We start from the raw sequence: 16,253 nt of genomic DNA, 5'->3' as shown, positions 1-16,253 counted from the left end.
CATCCGCTACCCTCTGCTTGGTCATTCCCCCATGTCGTAGCTCGATAGCCTTCTTCTTTAATTCAAAACTATACGTCTCAAATTTCTGTCCTTTTTTCGCCATAACGAAAAGCACCCCCTATAATATCCATCGGTTTAAACACCAGGGTGTTTTTACAATGTCTACTATAAGGGGTGCACTTCAAATGACCGGAGGCTGTTTTAATTTGACATCATCTTTACGTTTCCGTCATCACACCGCCGTTGACATGAAGCACTTGCCCGGTTACGAATGAAGAATCATCGGAGGCCAAATAAATGTATGTTGGGGCGAGCTCGAACGGTTGGCCCGCTCGCTTCATAGGCGTATCTAGCCCAAACGTTTTGACATACTCAGCGGAATAGCTGGAGACGATTAGCGGCGTCCAGATCGGACCTGGCGCAACGGCATTAACCCTTATGCCGCAATCTACCAACTGAAGCGACAAAGAACGGGTGAAGGACACGACCGCTCCTTTCGTTGAGGAATAATCGACTAGAAGGGGGGCTCCGGCATATGCGGTAACGGATGCTGTACTAATAATCGAGCTGCCCGAGCAAAGATAAGGAAGCGCCGCTTTTGTCAAATAAAAGTGGGGGAAGATGTTTGTGCGGTACGTATCCTCCAGTTGTTCATTCGATATGTCCATAATGCATCTCTGAGGAAATTGGACCCCTTGGTTCAGAATCAAAATATCAATTTTCCCATAACATTCTAAGGTTCTGCGCACGATTTCAGGGGAGAACTCCGGCTTGCGCAGATCGCCTTCAATCAGCAGGCATTGCCGGCCGTATTGCTCCACCATTTGTTTGGTAGCGGCGGCATCTTCACGTTCGTACAAAAAGACGATGGCTACATCCGCGCCTTCTTTGGCGAAGCCAATAGCGACGGCACGGCCAATACCGCTGTCGCCCCCTGTAATGATAGCAATTTTGCCGGCTAATTTGCCGCTTCCTTTGTATTCGGGATTATCCGATATCGGAATCGGATTCATCAAATATTCCAGTCCGGGCTGTCGATCCTGATGCTGAGGGGGGAAAGTGATGGGCACTTCCTTGCATTTTGTTTCTTTCCCGTAGTAAGGAAATTTCGGAATCATCGTTGTTCCTCCATTTTCATAGGTTGACACAGGATATTCACCTATTCGCTTTGGGGTGAGGATGGATTGAAGGAGGTTTCGCAAATAACAATAAAAAATAGTGTTCACTTTACATTATTTATGTGATAAAATTTAATTGCGTACAATTGAAAAGAAAAAGGAGTTTTTCTTCATGCAAATCGTTGCGAATATCGTTGTGGGTATCGTTGCTGTCATTCATCTTTATATTTTGTATCTCGAGATGTTCGCTTGGACGACGCCAAAAGGACTTCGAGCCTTTGGGATGACGCAGCAAATCGCCGATGCCTCCAAAACTTTAGCAGCCAACCAGGGTCTGTACAACGGTTTTTTAGCTGCCGGATTAATTTGGGGTCTCGTTCATCCGAATGCTTTGTTCGGCCAGCAGATTGAAATCTTTTTTCTGGCGCTTGTAATGGTAGCAGCGATTTATGGCGGGCTGACGGCAAAAAGATCGATTTTGTACATACAGGGCCTTCCGGCGTTGATCGGATTATTGCTTGTTGTGTTTGCTTAAGAATCGCATGAGAGCAAGCAGAGGGCACATTATGCAAAAAAAGCCGTAGACGTGAAGTCTACGGCTTTTTTTGTTAGGTTTGCAAGCTTTGTAAACCCCGGCAACTTGACACAGGGCTTATAATTAATAAAAAAACAGTAAGCAAAGAGTAGGGGTCAAGAAGCAATGTATGGTGTGGAGCAGCATAGGCAAATCAACAAGGTGATGGAATACATAGAAGAAAATTTGAATGAGCAGCTCTCGCTTGAAAAGCTGGCAAAAGTATCTACCTATTCGGTTTATCATTTTCAGCGCACCTTTAAAGGGATCGTCGGCGAAACGCCTGCCGGTTATGTCAAAAGGCTTCGTTTGGAGAATGCTGCGCATTTATTAATTTATGAACAGCAAATACCGGTCACTCAAGTCGCGCTGATGAGCGGCTTTTCATCGTTGTCCTATTTTACCTACTCCTTTAATGAAAACTTTAACACGAGCCCGAAAAAATGGCGGGAAGGCGCTTATTTGGAACGGTTCCCAAGAGAATACTATAATAGCAAGAAATCTAAACAAGTTAGCAATAATGATATAGAAGATGATCAGGCGAGCACGTATACTGGGTTTAAGTGGCTGGACCTCAGCAAAGTAAAAACCGTCGATTTACCTGCTTGCAAAACGGTGAATAGGCAAAGCATCGGTCCCTATACCGAAGGAATCCCTCATGCATGGGAAGAGATTTATCATTGGTCAAAGGCTAGAAGCTTGATTCAATCAGATACGTGGATGCTTGGCGTACCGCGCAACAATCCCTACATCACTCCGCCAGACAAAAGCCGATACGATTGCCGGATTGCTATTCGTGAAGAGGGGCACTCGGAGCATGCGGAGGAGAGCCTTTATTCGTTTAAAGGCGGGAAACATGTGGTGTATGCGTTCGATGAGCCTCTGGATTATAGGGAAAGAAGCCAAATGGTTGAGTGTTATTCAGAGCTGTACAGCTTCTGGCTTCCGAAAAGCGGCTACAGATATTTAGGAAACCCAGTTGAGCTGGTTCAAATCGAACAGATAAACGGTTCGTTGGAGCTGGATTGCAAAGTAAAGGCGATCGCATTGGCGATTGAACCCAAGTAGAAAAGGAGTGATCGTCATGTCCATGGATTGGAGCGCTTTGAACGTAGTTGCTATTTTAGCTGGCGGTGTGATGTATATGCTGTATGGAACAATCTATTATTCCGTTAGGCTGTCAGATAAAAAAGGAATTAAAAACAAGGCTATTTTAGAAAATCAGAGTGAGGGCCCGCTAAAATATATCTGTTCCGTTATCAACGCTTTCGTTAGCTCGTTCCTCGTAGCCGTGCTGATTCAATTAACCGGCGCTGAGAATGCGCTGCAGGGTTTAGGCATCGGGTTGATCATTGGCCTGCTGATAACAATCGTTTATTTGAAAAACTCGCTATTCGGGCTCATGTCCAGAAGATCTTTATTAATCGCAGTAGGCGACCACCTCATTATTTTCTTGCTGCTAGGCTGTCTGCACGGTCTTATGGCTTAAACGAATGACATATCCAGAGAGGGATGCGCATCATGGTCGATTTTGAATGGTATAGAAGCTTTTGTATCATCTATAAGCATCAATCCGTTTCCGAAGCAGCTAAGACCCGCATGATGACACAGCCCGCAATGAGTCAGCACTTAGCCGCTTTAGAAGCTGAGGTGGGGGAATCTTTATTTGTTAGAACGTCAAGAAAAATCGTTCCGACGGAGCGGGGAAAGGAATTGTATTCCCAGCTCGCTCCCCTGATCGAGTCATTAGAGGATACAACTAACAGCTTTAAATCCGCTTCACTGCCAACGTTAACCGTGATCAAGCTGGGTGCGGCACATGAATTTTTTACCGAAAAAATATTGCCTCGGCTTCATACGTACGACATTTGTACACTCACGCAATTTGGAACCGCCGAGCAATTGTTAGAGCTGCTGAAGGAAGACAAAGTGGATTTGATCATCACGTCAAAAAAGTTCCAATCGCCAGGCGTGGAATATTTGAAACTGATGGACGAGGAATTTGTGGTCGTTGCCCCTATCGATTATCAAATCCTTGAAACCGATAACGTGAAGCTGATGGAGCAATGGCTCTCCGCCCAGAGCTGGATCAGCTATGGATTGGAATTGCCGATCATCAGACGGATTTGGAGGGAGCATTTTAAGATACGCCCGTTGATTAGGCCGATCCATATCATTCCTAACCTGCATATGATCTTAAAGGCCGTCGAGAACGGTGCGGGCCTGAGCGTAATCCCGACATATTTATTGGAAAAATCGTTAAACGAGGGCAGAACAAAAGTGGTGTTTGAGCAGCTAAAGGTTACAAACGAGCTGTTTATCGCTTATCAGCTTAAGCATAAGCATTTGCCTCAAATTAAAGAGATCATGTCGCTCATTCGTGAAAATAAGTAAGGTCAGCTAGCAGATGCTAGTTGATCTTTTTTATTTCAGGTAGATGCATAAATATATTTATTAATGTATCGTCATTTCATAATTTGTTTTATGCATTGGATAGCGTTTAGAATAAAGAAGCAGCAATCATCTAAAACTACTGGAGGTTAAGCAAATGTCTAAAAAAGTGTTGATCGTAGTCACAAACCATACTGAGATTCATGAAAGCAAAAAGACAGGAATTTGGCTGTCAGAATTTGCTGAAGCATATATGGCGTTTACAGAAAAAGGGTATGAGGTTGCGGTAGCAAGCCCGCTTGGCGGAGAAGGACCCGTCGATCCTGGAAGTGTGGATGCCAGCACACCTCAAGAGATTTTAGACGCAAAAAAATATTTACAGAACACAATCAAGCTAGATGGAGTAACGGCAGACGATTATGATGCGATTTTCTTGCCGGGCGGCCACGGAACGATGTACGATCTGCCAGGTGATGCCAACCTTCAAAAGCTTCTGCGCGATTTCTATGAAGGAAATAAAATAGTTGCAGCCGTTTGCCATGGACCGGCAGGTTTAGTTGGCGCAACCTTATCGAATGGACAACCGCTTGTCGCAGGCAAAAAAGTAAATGCATTTACAGACCGGGAAGAAGCACAAACGACGCTGGATAAACATCTTCCGTTTTTGCTGGAAAGCAAGCTTCGTGACCTGGGAGCGATATTCGTGGCAGCGCCAAACTGGTCTACTCATTATGAGGTGGACGGCAATCTGATTACAGGGCAGAATCCACAGTCGACGCTAGCGGTAACGAAAGCCGTCATTGAAAAACTAGGCTAATCGGTAAGGCAGTTACGAAACGAGGAGGTAAGGCATGAAGGTATTTGTAACAGGCGCTTCAGGTTATATTGGCGGTTCAGTAGCAAAGGCTTTGCTCGAAGCGGGGCATACCGTGTATGGCTTAGTCCGCAATCCGGATAAGATGGAACCGCTCAGACAGTTGGGCATAGAGCCTGTTCTCGGAACGCTGGAGGATACGGCTGTTTTAACGGAATACGCGAAGCTGAGTGACGCGGTCATTCATACGGCTGACTCCGATCATATGAAAGCAGTGGAAACCTTTATTGCCGCACTGCGCGGCACGGGGAAACCGTTTTTGCATACGTCGGGTTCGAGCGTCGTTGGGGATGATGCCCGCGGCGATACGACGTGCGAACAAATTTTTGACGAAGAGACGCCATTTGTCCCGATGGATATTCGTGCAGATCGTGTGGCGATTAACAACCTTGTGCGCAAGGCAGGGATAGAGGATTGGGTCAGAGGCATCGTGATCGTTCCTTCGATGATTTATGGAAATGCGCTTGGGCTGCCTGTAGAAAGCGATCAACTGCCGCAAATTATTCGCAAGTCACGAGAGCTGGGGGCAGGCGTTCATGTTGGTAAAGGCGTAAATCGCTGGTCCAATGTCCACATCAAGGATTTGGCTGAGCTGTACGTGCTGGCGCTTGAGAAGGCACCATCATCCTCTTATTTCTTCGCTGAAAGCGGCGAGGAATCGTATGGCGACATCGCCAAAGCGGTCAGTGAGGCGCTTGGATTCGGAGGCAACACGATTAGCTGGCCAGCCGATCAAGCGATTGCGGAGCTTGGAGATTGGGCGCGGTTTGCGATTGCTTCGAACAGCCGTGTTCGCGCTGTGCACGCGAGAAACTTACTCGGATGGGCGCCAAAGGAAGAATCGATGTTCAGCTGGATTAATCAAAACTTGAAATAATGTCGGTTGAAGCTGCCGAGCGTATGATTAACGGGAGCTTATCCAGTTAAATGCTCCAGCTATTTTCCTCACGGGAAATTAGCTGGAGCTTTACCTGTTAGGTGTAAGCAACGGTTAGCATTTAGGGAAGCTGATTAGCGATCTGCATGAGCAGTCAAAAAATGGCATGCAAGAAGGTTGAAAACATGCGGCGCATCCACATTTGCGCAGTGGCCCGCCCCGGGCATGAACACCAATTCGGAATGCGGCTCTAAACGATGCAGCTCCCTCGCGGCTGCTTGAATAAGCTCCAGATCATGTTCGCCTATAACGATCAAAAGCGGGTAAGGCATAGGGGTATTCTTTTGGATAAAAAAAGTGTTCATCCCAGCCATGGCGGAAAAAGATTTTCTATTAAAATGTTTGGCGCCTCGGGCAAACACAGCACGGCCTTGATCGGTGCAGCATGAAAACGCAGAGACATAACTTCTAAACTTCCTCATCGAAAATAAGATGTACAAGATCCATTTGAACCCTTCGCTTCGCTGCGATTTCAACACCCGCTCATTCGCCTTATGTATCGAATAACCCCCGACGATGATCACTGACTTTACCCGATCTGGATAACGGTCAGCAAACGCTTGCGCGACAAGAGATCCCATGGAGACGCTTAAAAGATGGCATGCTAAAATGCCATTTTCCGATAAGAGCTGGTTTATGATTTCTGGCATATCCTTGATCGACAGTTTAGCTCCGGCGACTTGATTTTCCCCGTGACCTGGCATGTCTAATACGATTATTTGATAGCTTTTCTGAAAATAGTCCATTTGCGCCTCAAATATATGATGGTCGGTGAATGCCGGATGCAGCATCAAAATCGTTTCTTTTTGCTGATCCCCTGTGATGTAATAGGTGAGCTGCGCGTTGTTAAACGCCAGCCTTTTGGTTATGCTATCGCTACGCTTCATCGTCCGCCTCCAATTCCGCCAATAGCCCTTTAAACCAAGCCAACATGCTTTGATGATAAAAGAGTCCCAGCTCCAACGTTTTAAGCTGAAATTTGACTACTTCCTTGAGATGGGCCGGAATTTCCTTCGGACTTACTTCTTCATAACCGGTTTCAAACGTATGAACGGAAACTTCAAGATGGGCAATGACCGCTTTTATAATCGATTGGCGATCCTGCGGCGGCATTAAGCCTAAAAAAAACAACCGTGTCGTCACATCCTGCTCCAAGCGACCCGGCGCAATGGCAGACAACATCCAGTCCATAAAATATTGCCTGCCAAGCGGATTTAACGAATAAATCTTTTTTCTCCGGCCGTTTTCGGTCATTTCCTCGAGATCGACATGCCCGTTGCTCTCGAGCTTCTTCAGCGCGGCTTGAATGCTACCAAGGCTGGCGCTAAAAAAGGGAGATACCTTTCGCTGCAACGCATTTTTTATATCGTATTGCGTTAAATGGCGAATCATAAGCAGACCCAAGATGACAAACTCCAACTCATTTACCTCCTTCGCTAAAATCCATTTGAGTATAACATACCTAATAGGTATATGTGAACCGTCAACATTCCATTACAGCATGGCTGTTAAAATTAATCATTTTAGTTGTTACAACAAATGAATATAAACGTATAAACCATTTTGAAGAAAAAATAGCAGGGCCAGCATAAGGAAAGAGGAAAATGCATATGGACAAATGGTACAAGCTTGATAATGCCGCAAAGCTGTTCCCTTCGGTTGCAAATACAAAAAACACGTCTGTTTATCGTATTTCAGCCGTACTGAGGGATCCAATCGAACCGGAAGCTTTGCAGCTCGCCGCCGATACGGTATTCGATAGATTTCCAATGTTTACGGTGAAATTGCGCAAGGGTGTTTTTTGGAATTACTTGGATGCCAACAACGAAAGAATCGTCATTGCGGAGGAACAGCAGTATCCATGCCCGGATATTGATCCAAAAACAAATAATGGCTATTTATTTAAAGTTTTATACTACAAAAATCGAGTGTCTATCGAGGTTTTTCATTCACTTACAGATGGCAACGGAGCAATCGAATTTTTAAAATCGCTTTTGTATTATTACCTTGCGAATACGGGCCAAGAAGTGGACCCGGAAGGAAAGATTTTGCTCGCGGATACCGGCGTGGATGCCAGCGATATGGAGGATAGCTTCCGCACGCACTTTAAGGATTGTTACGTTGAAAATTATCGAAACAGCAAATCGTACCACATTAAAGGGACACGCTTTGAAATTTTCGGCAATAACGTTGTCCATGGCATTGTTAGCGGCAATCAATTAAATCAGGCAGCCAAGCAAAAGGGCAGCACGGTAACGGCTTATCTAACGGCGCTGCTCATTTATTCCATCTATCAGACGAGGAATAAATATAGTGAGCGCAATGAACCGGTCGTGATTGCGATACCTGCTAATTTGCGCAAAATGTTTCCTTCACGCACGCTCCGTAATTTTTTTGGAGTGGTCAATATCGGAGCAAAGGTGACAGAGGATACTACTTTTGATGAATTGGTAGCAAGAACAGGCGAGATGCTAAAGCAGAAAACAAGCAAACAAAACTTGCAAAGCTTCATCTACAACAATGTGGCGCTTGAGCGCAATAAAGCTACCATGTTTGTTCCGCTTTTTCTCAAGAGCTGGTTTGTGAATTGGGGTTTTCAAACATTGGGAGAAAGCAAAAAAACGATGACACTATCCAATCTTGGCAATATTATTTTGCCGCAGCAGATGTACGAGTATATTGAACAAATCGAAGCGGTCGTCTATCCAACGAACAAAAGCCCGATAAGCTGTGGAATCTGCACGGTCAATGATCGGATGGCGATTACGTTTACGCGAAATATTGTGGAAGCAGATATTTTGCAATATTTCTTTGCTTACTTGGCGAATCAAGCCGGGCTTGAAGTGAAGGTTTACTCAAATGATTGGGGGAGGAGCTAATGACTTTATGCTCTCGTTGCAACGTGCTGGTCGATGATCAGCATGACCAGTGTCCGTTATGCTCGAAACCTCTTGGTTATAAAGGCAGCAGCCCGACAGAGTACCCCTCCTATGAGCATTACTACCAGGAAACCAAAGTGTTTACGGTTGCGAAGCTGTTCCTGTTTCTAACGATTGCGGCTATCATCCTTGCGATTACCATCAACCTGTTGACGCTGCATATCAATCCCTACCTTTGGTCTGCGATTGTGACGACAGGGCTTTTATACGCAAGCGTAGCGATTAAACATACGATTATGTCCAAAGCGCATATCGGCAGAAAAGTGTTGTTTAACTATACGGCATTATCGTTTTTCCTGCTCGTCATCGACATCTTTGCTGATTTTACGAAGTGGTCAACCAATTACGCGATTCCGCTGTTCGGGATGGGAGCCACACTTGTGATGACGCTGCTAGCGATTGTCCAAAAATCGTTGTGGCGCGATGATATCGGCTATCTATTAGCGATGTTTTTCGTTAGTTTATGCCCCGCGCTGCTATTCGTATTTCAATTGTCCAATGTCATTTGGCCAAGCGTGGCGGCGATTGTGTATTCGCTTCTGACCATTATCGGAATGATTATTTTCTCCGACCGTAAATTCAAAGCGGAAATTAAAAAACGGTTCCATTATTAATCGGAGCTTCATCTACGCATCTACAGGCTTTTCGAGTAACGTAAGTGTTAAAGCAACAGAATTTTCTGCAAATGATCGGTCGGGGTTTGATTTCATTAGCACGGTAAGCCCAATTAAGGATACGACGAGTGTCTGCGCTAAGGCTGCTGCATTCGTGGATGAATCAAGCTCCCCCGATCGAATCCCCCGTTCAATCGCTTCTTGGAACAGGACAGCCAAATACATCTGATGTTCCCTCGTAAGGATTTCAAATTTGGCATCATGAGGCGCAAGCTCTACCATCGTATTAATGCAAAAGCACCCTCGATTCCTTTCTTCCTCGTACTCGTTGGCGACCAAACCTTCAAAATAGGAACGGAGCGCTTCCTTTACGGATGAGCTCTTTTGCAGCTGTGTTCGAATGTGGGAAGAATGCTGCTGCGTATATTTTCGAAGCGCGGCTTCAAATAGCGCCTTTTTGTCTCCGAAAGCGGAATATATACTTGGACGCTGAATGCCCATTTTGGCTGTCAGATCGCTTAATGAGGTTGCCTCGTAACCTTTTTCCCAAAATAATTGCATGGCTGCTTCTAATGCCTTCTGCTCATCAAACTCACGTAGCCTTGCCATTGCCACTCCTTCTTTCCATAACGATCAGTATTTTATTAGTTTATAGTTTTCAGCGTTCAATTGTCAAACCCATTGACATTATTCAGGTACTGTTATATATTTCTCGCTATTATAATGTACTGATCGGTATGTAATTATGCTCAGTATTGATTTGGCGATCCATGTGATCCCCAGGAGGAGAGGAATGTAAATATGGAGAAGCTTCAAGTGAAAGCGTTAGCCGATGAGAGGGAAGCAAGCGGTGTGGAACTGGATGCGGCGCAGGGTCAGCTCGTAAAGAAGGACGCTGCTCCGGGTCTTTCTCGAACCGTGATGCTGCTGTTTGCAGTCGCGAGCGGGCTGTCCGTAGCGAATATTTATTATGCCCAACCGCTGCTGGATAAAATAGCAAGCGAGTTTGGAATACATCATGCTGCCGTGGGGATGATTATTACCATTACGCAAATTTGTTATGCGCTAGGATTGCTTTTATTGGTACCGCTCGGTGATCTTCTAGACCCGCGCAAACTCGTTGTAAGTCTGCTGCTCCTATCGGTAATGGCGCTGTTCACGGTCGGCATTGCGCCTACGAGGATCGTTATGCTTGCGGGTATGGCTGTCGTCGGTTTGTTTGCCGTAGTCGTACAAGTGCTTGTGTCGTTTGCGGCGTCACTGGCAAAGCCGGCTGACCGCGGCCGGACGATCGGCTTCGTGACGAGCGGAGTAGTGATCGGAATATTGCTGGCGCGTACCGTCGCCGGCGTTTTGACTGACATCGCAGGCTGGCGCACCGTTTATTTTGTCTCGGCAGCCTTAACCTTGTTCATGGCTATCGCTATGTTCCGGGTGCTGCCGCGCCGCAAGAGGCAGAACGCGGCTATCGATTATCCGCAGCTGCTGCGCTCGGTATTTATGCTGTTTGCTCAGGAACCGGTACTGCGCATTCGCGCGGTAATCGCTTTGCTTATTTTCATAGCGTTCAGCACATTATGGACTTCGCTGGTGCTGCCGTTAAGCGCGCCGGAGCTGTCCCTTTCGCATACGGTTATCGGATCTTTTGGCCTCGCTGGCGTCGCGGGCGCATTAGCGGCAGCGCGGGCAGGGCAGCTTGCAGACCGTGGGCTGGGGCAGCGGACTACCGGAATCGCTTTAGTTATTTTGATCAGCTCATGGCTGCCAATCAGCTTAACCGAGCACTCCTTGTGGGCTTTAGTTGTTGGAGTCATCGCGCTGGACTTTGCCGTGCAAGCCGTGCATGTGACGAACCAGAGCATGATTTTGAGCGTGCGGCCGGATGCGCGCAGTCGCCTTACGGCGGGCTATATGATTTTTTACTCCATCGGCAGCGCTGTCGGTTCGATTGCTTCAACGCTAGTCTACGCTCAAGCAGGCTGGATTGGCGTATGCTTGCTCGGTGCCTCGGTCAGCGTATTAGCCTTGCTCTTTTGGGCATTTTCGCGGCATTTAATGGTAAGGTCTTGAAGCAGAAGTGTTTGCGAGGTGGTTAGTAGCTGCCCAATAATGAGTCTTGGCGCTGCGTTGCAAATTCAGCAATCCAGAAGAAATAAATGAGGATGAACTGTGCTAAGATGAATAGCAAGTAGAGAAACGAATGTGGAGGAGCAATAACGATGCCTAGAGAATTTTGGTTAAATCTTCCGGTTAAAGACCTCAAACAGTCAAAAGAGTTTTTCAGCCAGCTTGGGTTTACTTTTCATCCGAGGCATATCAACAGCGACGACATGGCAGGCTTGGTTATCGGTGAGGCGAAGGTATTGGTGATGCTTTTCCCGGAAGCCACCTTTAAGAAATTTACCGGCCAAGAAATCGCTGATACGAGGCAAGGAACCGAAGTGCTTCTTTCTATCGATGCGCAGAGCAGAGAAGAAGTAGATGAATGGATCGAGAAGGCGGTAAAAGCAGGAGGGACAGCTTTCAGCAAGCCACAGGATCAGGGAGGCTGGATGTACGGCGCCGGTTTTGCTGATCTCGACGGTCATCGGTGGAATGTCCTGTATATGGATATGAGCGAAATGCCTAAGGCGTAGTTGCTTCCCGCGTAACAAGGGGCTGTCCCACAAGGTCTATGACCGTTTGGGACAGCCCCTTTCATTTGGATTAGCTAACTACTATGAAAAAAAGACGTAGTTCGGCGCTCCCCACGCCAAATGGCGGTCAAAGCATATCCATGAGGTGAAGCCATTTGAGATTGTGAAAGAGCAGCGGAATCCCCTTTATCCAAAGGCGGGTTCCGCTGTTTTGTGCGCCGCCTGCAAAGAACGACAGCCCTTCTAAAAAGACACCAAGCGCCCAGTCTCCCGCCTAAAAAAAACACAAACCAAGCAAAGCGACTCCATTGTTCGGCCTACCGATTCTTTATAGGATAAAGGCATAACTCAAAACAGCTTAGATAGGAGGGCAAAGCCAATGCCGCATATCACGATTAAAATGTACGAGGGCCGTACAGACGAGCAGAAGGAAGAAATCACTAGAGTGTTTACGAGTGAATTGTCCAGAATTATTGAGCGGGAGCCGGAATTCATTCAAATCGAATTTAATGAGATTCCAATCGACGAGCATGCGCCTGCAAATCTGCGCAAGAAAATGGGGTGAATGCGATGCTCAAGCTGCAATATATGTGGAAGTTCAAAGCGTTATATTTTATCTCGATACCAGGCATCCTTTTCTTCCTATTGTTCAAATATGTTCCGCTGCTTGGATCGGTTATCGCTTTTCAAAATTACAATTTATTCGCGGGCTTCAAGGGCAGCCCTTGGGTGGGGCTGGCGCATTTCAAACGAATGTTCAGCCATTATGATTTCATTCGCATTCTTGGCAATACGCTTCTGCTTGGCATCTATGATTTGGTATTTGCGTTTTCAGCGCCGATCGTGCTTGCGCTCTTGCTGAATGAGGTGAGGCTGGCGCTGTATAAAAAAATTGTCCAAACGATCATCTATGCGCCGCATTTTCTTTCTTGGGTAATTGTAAGCGGTATCTTTGTTGGCATTCTATCGCCTTCCTCGGGCGTCATTAACGCGATTATCGGTTGGTTTGGTTTTGAGCCTATTTACTTCCTAGGGGAAGATTCGTACATTCGCACCATTCTGGTCAGCTCGGGCTTATGGCGTGACGTGGGCTGGGGAACGATCATTTACCTTGCTGCGCTGGCGGGCATCAACCCGGATCTGTACGAGGCGGCGGAGATGGACGGAGCAAGCAGATGGAGGCAGACGCTCGCGATTACGCTTCCGGCGCTGCTGCCGGTCATTACGATTTTGTTCCTGCTGAAGATCGGCGATTTTCTCGATTACGGATTTGAGCGGGTATTCGTTTTCCAAAATCCGCTTAACCTTCAGAACAGTGAAATTCTCGATACTTACATCTACAAGGCGGGACTTAATCAAATGCAGTACAGCTATGCGACCGCAATTGGATTGTTCAAGTCGGTCGTCGGCCTCACACTACTTTCCATCGCCAACTTTGTAAGCAAAAAAGCGACCGGCGAATCGTTGTATTAAGGAGGGACAGCAGTTGATCAGACGCGAATCGGCAAGCCGCAAACTATTTCTTGCTTTTAACTATACGTTCCTCACGCTTTTAGGCTTAATCATGTTCCTGCCGTTTCTTAACGTCATTGCGCAGTCGTTAAGCAGCGCCGGCGCGATCGACCGGGGAGAGGTCATGTTCTGGCCGGTTGAATTCACGACCAGATATTATGAATACGTATTCGATGACGTATCCATTTGGAGAGCGTTCAGCGTTACGGTATATATTACGGTGCTCGGCACAATCATCAACCTGCTGATGACCGCATCGCTTGCCTATCCCTTGTCGAGGCAGGAATATGTCGGCAGAACGTACATTTTGATCTTCGTGCTCATGACGATGATTTTCAGCGCGCCGCTTATCCCGCAGTTTATTCTCATGCGCGAGGTAGGTCTCGTAAATACGCTATGGGCGCTTATGATACCGACGGCAATCAGCGCCTTCAACCTGTTCGTGCTGCGCTCGTTTTTCACCCAAATTCCAACGGAGCTGGTCGATTCCTCGCGAATGGACGGCTGCAGCGAGCTGCGTATTTTATGGAGCATCATCCTGCCGCTGTCGAAGCCGGCACTCGCAACGGTAGGCATTTTCTACTCGGTGACGAACTGGAACAAATATATGGATGCCTTGTATTATATTAATGATGTTAAGAAATACCCTTTGCAGGTAAAATTAAGGCAGCTTCTTATTACGGATGACCTGACCGATACGGGCAATCTCGCATTCGAGGCGGCTTCGCAATCGGTGCAGGGCGTGCAGATGGCGGTCATTTTGGTCGCGACGATTCCCATTATTATGGTGTATCCATTTCTGCAGCGCTATTTTATTAAAGGCATGATGATTGGATCGATTAAGTCATAAGGCAGCACGGCTCTAACAGGCAGAGACTAAAAAAAAGACAAACGCAGCCAAACGGAGTCCATTGTGACGCTGCGCGCATCAACTCTACAATGGAATTGTAAGCGCTATATTTTATAGGATTTGTACCATCCAACGAAAAGAGGGGAATCGATGAAAAAGATTTTGGTTCGTGCGATGATCTTGGTTTTAACGCTTTCGGTATTTGCGGGCTGCAGCAATAACGCGGGCAAAGGCAATTCGGAAGGCAGCGCTGGCGAGAAGCCGGCAACGAATGCGCCTGGTGAGGAGAAGCCCTCCGAGCCGGTCAAGTTCTCCATCTCCATGCGTACGCTGAACGTAGCCTATGTCGAGAAAAATCCGGATATCAACAAAGACAAATACGTGCTTGAGCTGGAGAAAATGACGAATTCAGACCTCGACATCCGTCTCATTCCGCATAATGAATACCAAGATAAAATGATTCAAATGTTCGCAACGAACGACATTCCTGATGTGGTGCAAGGCAGCGGAGGCATTAGCGGCCCTGAGCTTGCGGGCGCAGTGGAGAACGGCGTGTTTCTCCCGCTTAACGACCTGCTCAAGGAATACGGCCCTGACCTGCTTAAGTTCATTCCTGAATCCGCGTGGGAGAGAATGACCGACGCGAAGACAGGCAATATTTACGGCATTCCTGAGGTGTTAACGAATCCTTCAAGGCGGGCAACTTGGATACGGACGGATCTGCTCAAGAAGGCGGGCAAGGAAATTCCGACAACGGTCGAGGAGACGCTTGATGTGCTCCGGGCGTTCAAGGAGCTGGGAGTCGAGCAGCCGTTCGCGGGCCGCCAAAACTTCAAATATGCGGATACTTTTTTTGGCGCTTATGATGTACTCGGTTATTTGAACCAATTTAAAGTGTTCCCGGACGGTCAGGTGAAGCCAAGCTTCTTCGACGTTGAAAATATGAAGAAGGCAATCGGCGTATACAAGACGATGCATGACGAGGGATTAATCAGCAAGGAATTCGCAACGATTGAAAGTACCGATTTCAAAAGCATCGTAACAAGCGGCAAGGCGGGCATATGGTCGATGAATGCCAATGAGCTGCCGATCTGGGGCGCCCAGCTTAAGCAAAACGTGCCTGATGCGGAAGTAGCGCTTATTCCGTCACCGGTTGGTCCTGACGGCAAAGGCGGATACGCGCATTACAATCCGGTTACGCGTTCTTTCTATATCAATGCGAAGGCAAAGGATAAAGCGGCCGACATCGTTAAGTTCTTCAACTGGATGGTTAGCGAGAAGGCGGAGTTATTCTTCAGCTTCGGCATCGAAGGCGAAGACTACCAAGTCACGAACGGCGAGCCGGTATTTGAGGTTCCAACCGATACTGCTGGCACGGATAAAATGCGTTATCTCAACTACTGGCTCTGGATGGTGCAGGATACAACCTATAATAAACGCGTATCCGAGCTTTCGGATTCCGGCAAGCAGCTTATTGATGCTTTTGACCATATGCTGGCGAAGGAAGGCCGCAGAGGGCTTGAATTTGACCCTCGTCTGGAGGCGCTCGTTCAATATCCGGATTTAAATCCGAAATCCGATGAAATGCCTCCGCTTATTCTGGAGCGCGTGCTCAAAATGGTATACGGAAGAGAACCGATCGACAATTATGAGAAGCTGCTTGATGAGTATTTGTCCAAAGGCGGCAAGGAGATTATCGAGCAGGCAACCGCGCGCTACAAAAGCGGTGAGAGCGCTTTCGAATAAGGTTTACGGAGAGGAGGCTGTTGCTTTACTATGAGGATACAAGAGGACTCTTCGCAGCCAGC

General features: G+C 47.0%; 18 protein-coding genes. 14 read left to right on the top strand and 4 right to left on the bottom strand.

Annotation, left to right across the window (positions count from 1 at the left end):
* Positions 1 to 218: 218 nt before the first annotated feature.
* The gene (locus ADU23_RS30270; RefSeq protein ID WP_053377162.1) at positions 219 to 1,118 is read right to left on the bottom strand and encodes an SDR family oxidoreductase; all 900 of its coding nucleotides are present in this window, start codon (positions 1,116 to 1,118) and stop codon (positions 219 to 221) included.
* A 172-nt stretch (positions 1,119 to 1,290) separates the two neighbouring features.
* On the opposite strand from ADU23_RS30270, the gene ADU23_RS30265 reads away from it, so the two are divergent.
* The 6 genes from ADU23_RS30265 (at position 1,291) to ADU23_RS30240 (ending at position 5,834) form a co-directional block, all read left to right on the top strand.
* Complete coding sequence (locus ADU23_RS30265; RefSeq protein ID WP_053377161.1) at positions 1,291 to 1,653, top strand: DUF1304 domain-containing protein; 363 nt, start codon at positions 1,291 to 1,293, stop codon at positions 1,651 to 1,653.
* Positions 1,654 to 1,818: 165 nt separating this feature from the next.
* Positions 1,819 to 2,760, top strand: a complete 942-nt coding sequence (locus ADU23_RS30260) for an AraC family transcriptional regulator (RefSeq protein WP_053377160.1) — start codon at positions 1,819 to 1,821, stop codon at positions 2,758 to 2,760.
* A gap of 16 nt (positions 2,761 to 2,776) precedes the next feature.
* The gene (locus tag ADU23_RS30255; RefSeq protein WP_053377159.1) at positions 2,777 to 3,181 is read left to right on the top strand and encodes a DUF1761 domain-containing protein; all 405 of its coding nucleotides are present in this window, start codon (positions 2,777 to 2,779) and stop codon (positions 3,179 to 3,181) included.
* 32 nt (positions 3,182 to 3,213) lie between these two features.
* Positions 3,214 to 4,086, top strand: a complete 873-nt coding sequence (locus ADU23_RS30250) for a LysR family transcriptional regulator (RefSeq protein ID WP_053377158.1) — start codon at positions 3,214 to 3,216, stop codon at positions 4,084 to 4,086.
* Positions 4,087 to 4,240: 154 nt separating this feature from the next.
* Positions 4,241 to 4,900, top strand: a complete 660-nt coding sequence (locus ADU23_RS30245; RefSeq protein WP_053377157.1) for a type 1 glutamine amidotransferase domain-containing protein — start codon at positions 4,241 to 4,243, stop codon at positions 4,898 to 4,900.
* A 34-nt stretch (positions 4,901 to 4,934) separates the two neighbouring features.
* Positions 4,935 to 5,834: an NAD-dependent epimerase/dehydratase family protein gene (locus ADU23_RS30240; RefSeq protein ID WP_053377156.1), complete on the top strand. Its 900-nt coding sequence runs from the start codon at positions 4,935 to 4,937 to the stop codon at positions 5,832 to 5,834.
* Between the two features lie 134 nt (positions 5,835 to 5,968).
* On the opposite strand, the gene ADU23_RS30235 is transcribed toward ADU23_RS30240, so the two are convergent.
* Positions 5,969 to 6,781: an alpha/beta fold hydrolase gene (locus ADU23_RS30235; protein ID WP_053377155.1), complete on the bottom strand. Its 813-nt coding sequence runs from the start codon at positions 6,779 to 6,781 to the stop codon at positions 5,969 to 5,971.
* Positions 6,771 to 7,313, bottom strand: coding sequence for a PadR family transcriptional regulator (locus ADU23_RS30230; RefSeq protein WP_053377154.1), 543 nt, complete (start codon positions 7,311 to 7,313; stop codon positions 6,771 to 6,773). The genes ADU23_RS30235 and ADU23_RS30230 overlap by 11 nt, the downstream gene beginning before the upstream one ends.
* Positions 7,314 to 7,504: 191 nt before the next feature.
* On the opposite strand from ADU23_RS30230, the gene ADU23_RS30225 reads away from it, so the two are divergent.
* Together ADU23_RS30225 and ADU23_RS30220 are read left to right on the top strand one after the other, a co-directional pair.
* Entirely contained in the window at positions 7,505 to 8,773 is a 1,269-nt protein-coding gene (locus tag ADU23_RS30225) for a hypothetical protein (RefSeq protein ID WP_053377153.1), read from the top strand.
* The gene (locus ADU23_RS30220) at positions 8,773 to 9,447 is read left to right on the top strand and encodes a DUF6320 domain-containing protein (RefSeq protein ID WP_053377152.1); all 675 of its coding nucleotides are present in this window, start codon (positions 8,773 to 8,775) and stop codon (positions 9,445 to 9,447) included. Before ADU23_RS30225 ends, ADU23_RS30220 begins: the two co-directional genes overlap by 1 nt.
* Positions 9,448 to 9,459: 12 nt before the next feature.
* Here ADU23_RS30220 and ADU23_RS30215 read toward each other — a convergent pair whose 3' ends face one another.
* Positions 9,460 to 10,056: a TetR/AcrR family transcriptional regulator gene (locus ADU23_RS30215; protein WP_053377151.1), complete on the bottom strand. Its 597-nt coding sequence runs from the start codon at positions 10,054 to 10,056 to the stop codon at positions 9,460 to 9,462.
* A 312-nt stretch (positions 10,057 to 10,368) separates the two neighbouring features.
* Between ADU23_RS30215 and ADU23_RS30210 the strand changes: the two genes are divergently transcribed.
* From ADU23_RS30210 to ADU23_RS30185, 6 genes are all read left to right on the top strand, one after another.
* Positions 10,369 to 11,517 (top strand): MFS transporter, encoded by a 1,149-nt coding sequence (locus ADU23_RS30210; RefSeq protein WP_231637657.1) that lies wholly within the window; start codon positions 10,369 to 10,371, stop codon positions 11,515 to 11,517.
* A 149-nt stretch (positions 11,518 to 11,666) separates the two neighbouring features.
* On the top strand, positions 11,667 to 12,083 hold the full coding sequence (locus ADU23_RS30205) for a VOC family protein (protein ID WP_053377150.1): 417 nt from the start codon (positions 11,667 to 11,669) through the stop codon (positions 12,081 to 12,083).
* 379 nt (positions 12,084 to 12,462) lie between these two features.
* Positions 12,463 to 12,648, top strand: coding sequence for a tautomerase family protein (locus ADU23_RS30200; protein WP_053377149.1), 186 nt, complete (start codon positions 12,463 to 12,465; stop codon positions 12,646 to 12,648).
* Between the two features lie 5 nt (positions 12,649 to 12,653).
* On the top strand, positions 12,654 to 13,556 hold the full coding sequence (locus tag ADU23_RS30195; RefSeq protein ID WP_053377148.1) for an ABC transporter permease: 903 nt from the start codon (positions 12,654 to 12,656) through the stop codon (positions 13,554 to 13,556).
* 13 nt (positions 13,557 to 13,569) lie between these two features.
* A complete protein-coding gene (locus ADU23_RS30190; RefSeq protein ID WP_442950637.1) occupies positions 13,570 to 14,445 on the top strand; it encodes a carbohydrate ABC transporter permease in 876 nt (291 codons plus the stop codon).
* A gap of 150 nt (positions 14,446 to 14,595) precedes the next feature.
* Positions 14,596 to 16,191 carry an extracellular solute-binding protein gene (locus ADU23_RS30185; protein ID WP_053377147.1) on the top strand — a complete coding sequence of 532 codons (1,596 nt, stop codon included), beginning with the start codon at positions 14,596 to 14,598 and terminating at the stop codon, positions 16,189 to 16,191.
* The last annotated feature ends 62 nt before the right edge of the window (positions 16,192 to 16,253 follow it).

The sequence above is a fragment of the Paenibacillus sp. FJAT-27812 genome, assembly GCF_001273905.1.
GTDB lineage: Bacteria > Bacillota > Bacilli > Paenibacillales > Paenibacillaceae > Pristimantibacillus.
This window is presented reverse-complemented; position numbering and strand designations above follow the sequence as displayed.